This window comes from Pannus brasiliensis CCIBt3594 (assembly GCF_036688125.1).
GTDB classification, from domain to species: Bacteria; Cyanobacteriota; Cyanobacteriia; order Cyanobacteriales; family Microcystaceae; genus Pannus; species Pannus brasiliensis.
Genome location: NZ_JBAFSM010000106.1, coordinates 1 through 3,338 on the forward strand (window position 1 = coordinate 1; position 3,338 = coordinate 3,338).

Consider the following 3,338-nt stretch of genomic DNA (forward strand, 5'->3'; position numbering starts at 1 on the left):
TCGGGGGTTCATGTCGATCGCTTTATTGTAATCGGCGAGGGCGAGGTCGGTTTTCCCCTGTTCGGCGTAAACAAGCCCCCGATTGTTGTAAACCTCGACGTTTCGAGGGTCGATCTCGATCGCTGTATTGAAATCGGCGAGGGCGAGGTCGGTTTTCCGCTGTTGGTAATAAAGATACCCCCGATTGTTGTAAGCCATCGCGAATCGGGGGTTCATGTCGATCGCTTTATTGTAATCGGCGAGGGCGAGATCGGTTTTCTGCTGTTGGTGGTAAAGATACCCCCGATTGTTATACCAAGCGGAGCGGGGAGCGAGAGCGAGCGCCCGCTCGATCGCTTGTAAAGACCCGTCATAGTCTTTTAATTCCTTTAATATCGCGAATTTATCGTTATAAAGGTTAGGGTTTGCCGGAGAGAGGGCGATCGCGCGATCGATCGCCCGTAACGCGCTTTCGGAATCTCTCGCCTCGCGGTAGCTCGCACTTTGCCATCGTAGGATACTGGCCTGAAATTTTTGGGTTTTTAAATCCCGATCGGCGGGGAGAGTGGCGAGCGATCGCTCGAAGGCATCGATCGCCGGTGGGTACTGTTCTAGTTCGGCTAACGCCATTCCCTTACCGTACCAAGCGAGAAAGAGATTTTCCGGTCGGTTTTGGGCGATCGCGCGATCGAAGGCGGTCACGGCTTCCGCGTATCTTTTTAACCGCCACAGTTGCCCGCCCCTTGCTATCCAGATCTCCGCCTGGGCATTGGTGGCGGGAATCTTAATATTTTCGATCGCCCCGCGTAATTCCTGTTGCTTTTGTCGATCGATTCCAGCCGGCGCGGTGGTTAATAAGCCAGGGTTCGTCTTGAATCTATCTTTCAAGCCGATAAAAGTACCGATGGGAATTCCTAAGCTGTAGCCTAATTGAATTTTTCCCGCCTCGCCCCCTTCGGCACGTCCGTGAATGCCGATCACCTTCCCCGCCGAATCGAGAACCGCCCCCCCGCTCATCCCCCCGTAGGTGATACTGCCATAAACTAACTCGTACCCTCCCGTGAGAGAGGCCGCTCCCTGTAAGCCCGCGCTTCCTTGACTCTGTAGGTCGCTCTGTCGGGTTTGCAGTAATCCCGATTCCTTATCTTGGGCGAGTCCGCCGTTAAATCCCCATACCGGTCGCTTGTTACCGATTTTCGGATACCCCGCCACGAAAACAAACTCATCTTTATTTGGAGTATAGTTCCCTAGCTCGGCGATGGGGTAGGTTTCCTCGCTCTCGAAACGGAAGACGGCGAGATCGACCCCTTCCTGACGGATGATGGTACTTTTCTCGATTTTTCGGCTTATACCATCGTTCGTGACGGCGGTATAAGTGAACTCGGAAGAACAGGTACTCGCGCCCTCGCTTTTTTCGCAGAGGACGTGATCCGCGGTCAATACCGTGTAGGTTTTCCCCTCGCGGGCGATCATCACACCGCTACCGTTCCCGCCGCTCGTACTATCGATCCGGACGGTGAATCCCCTCGCTTTTTTTTCTAATTCGGCGACGTAGCCGGTATACGCGGGCTTTTCAATGTAGGGGTCGGTTTCTGGTAAAGGTAAGTTATAGGCGGTGAGGATTTCCGGCCGGATGTAAGCTAATAGTGTATTGATGGGAATGCCCCAGTTAAGGGTTCTCATCTTTTGGATCTCTTCCGCGGTCGGTTTCGTGCCGTCCTCGTAGGTGTAGTTGGAGAGAATCGGGGAGGCGGAACGTCCGTTCAGGCCGATTAACTCGCCCTCGACAAAAATTCCGCCGCCGCTCATTCCCTGCACGATCTCGCCACTGTAGCCGATGCTATACCCGGACGCGAGGGGTCGATCGCCCGCCCGTTGAATATTTCCCGTCGTCACCCGATACCGTCCCGTGTCCCCCGCGTATCCCGTGGCGACCACCTCCAAGCCGATCCGGTCTTCATTAACGGTAAATTTCGCGAGCGGGGCGATCGGATAGTCGTCGCGATCGCTAAACTCTAACAGGGCGAGATCTTGATCCCCCGATAGGGAATCGGGAACGATCCGGGCCGCTCGGTTCTGTCCGTCGTAAGTTCGTACCTGTAGGGTTTTCGCGCCGCGGGTAACGTGGGCGTTGGTCAGGACGAGGTAGGTATCGCCTTTTTTGGCGATAATCGTTCCCGAACCCCGATTCTGTTCGCTAAAGATGCCGACAGTAACCCGCTGTAATAATTCCTCCTCGGAAAGCTCCCGATCTGCTGGCAGCAGCGCTTCGCTCCCGCCCTGTACCGTAAGGGTTCGCGAAAGTTGGTTAGAAATATTTCCCGCGTTCGACGAAACGAAAGCGAATCCGGGGCGGGAGAGAAACGAGACAAGAGCGATGAGAGCGATCGAAGGTTTGAACATGATTTGTTTTCTCGATTAATAGTAAGAACGGACGGAAAAGAAGAGCGCGGAGGTCATTAGAAAAGCGATCGCCGGGGGAGCGATCGGAACCCATAGCCCCCCGTAGCTAAAGAGAATCCAACCGATTCCCGCGAGAGAGACGAGAGCGATCGACCTTCGGGATAAGATTCGAGATCGAGTGAGTATCTAAACCGCGCCTAATTCCCGTAGGATTTGCATAACCTTTTCATAGCCCCCCGCGTTTCCTTGCTGGCGGAACAGTTCGGCGGCCTGTCGTAAATCTTTTATCGCTTTTTCCGTTTCTTGCCGGGAGTCATAAAGAAGCCCCCGACTGGTGTAAGCGTAAGCTAATCGGGGATCGAGTTCGATCGCTTTATTGAAATCGGATAGGGCGAGGTCGGTTTGGTGTTGTTGGTAGTAAAGATTCCCCCGATTGGTGTAAGCCGGCGCGGAGCGGGGATCGATCTCGATCGCTTTATTGAAATCGGCTAGGGCGAGGTCGGGTTTCTGCCATAGAGAGTAAAGATTCCCCCGATTGTAGTAATTTATCGCGGGGCGGGGATCGATCTCGATCGCTTTATTGAAATCGGCTAGGGCGAGGTCGGGTTTCTGTTGTTCTTGGTAAAGAGTCCCCCGATTGGTGTAAGCGTAAGCGAATCGGGGATCGAGATCGATCGCTTGATTATAATCGGACAGGGCGAGGTCGAATTTCTGTTGTTGGTAGTAAAGATTCCCCCGATTGTTGTAAGCCATCGCGAATCGGGGATCGAGCTCGATCGCTTTCTTGAAATCGGACAGGGCGAGATCGAATTTCTGTTGTCGGCCGTAAAGATTCCCCCGATTGACGTAAGCCGGCGCGTCGCGGGGATCGAGCTCGATCGCTTTATTATAATCGGCTAGAGCGAGGTCGAATTTCTGTTGTTGGTAGTAAAGATTCCCCCGATTGTTGTAAGCCA

2 protein-coding genes are annotated in these 3,338 nt (G+C 53.7%); both read right to left on the reverse strand.

Going from position 1 to position 3,338, the window contains the following annotated elements:
* Positions 1-2,382: tetratricopeptide repeat-containing serine protease family protein (locus V0288_RS24880; RefSeq protein ID WP_332867894.1), on the reverse strand; the 2,382-nt coding region annotated here is incomplete at its 3' end.
* A 186-nt stretch (positions 2,383-2,568) separates the two neighbouring features.
* Positions 2,569-3,338: tetratricopeptide repeat protein (locus tag V0288_RS24885; protein ID WP_332867895.1), on the reverse strand; the 770-nt coding region annotated here is incomplete at its 5' end.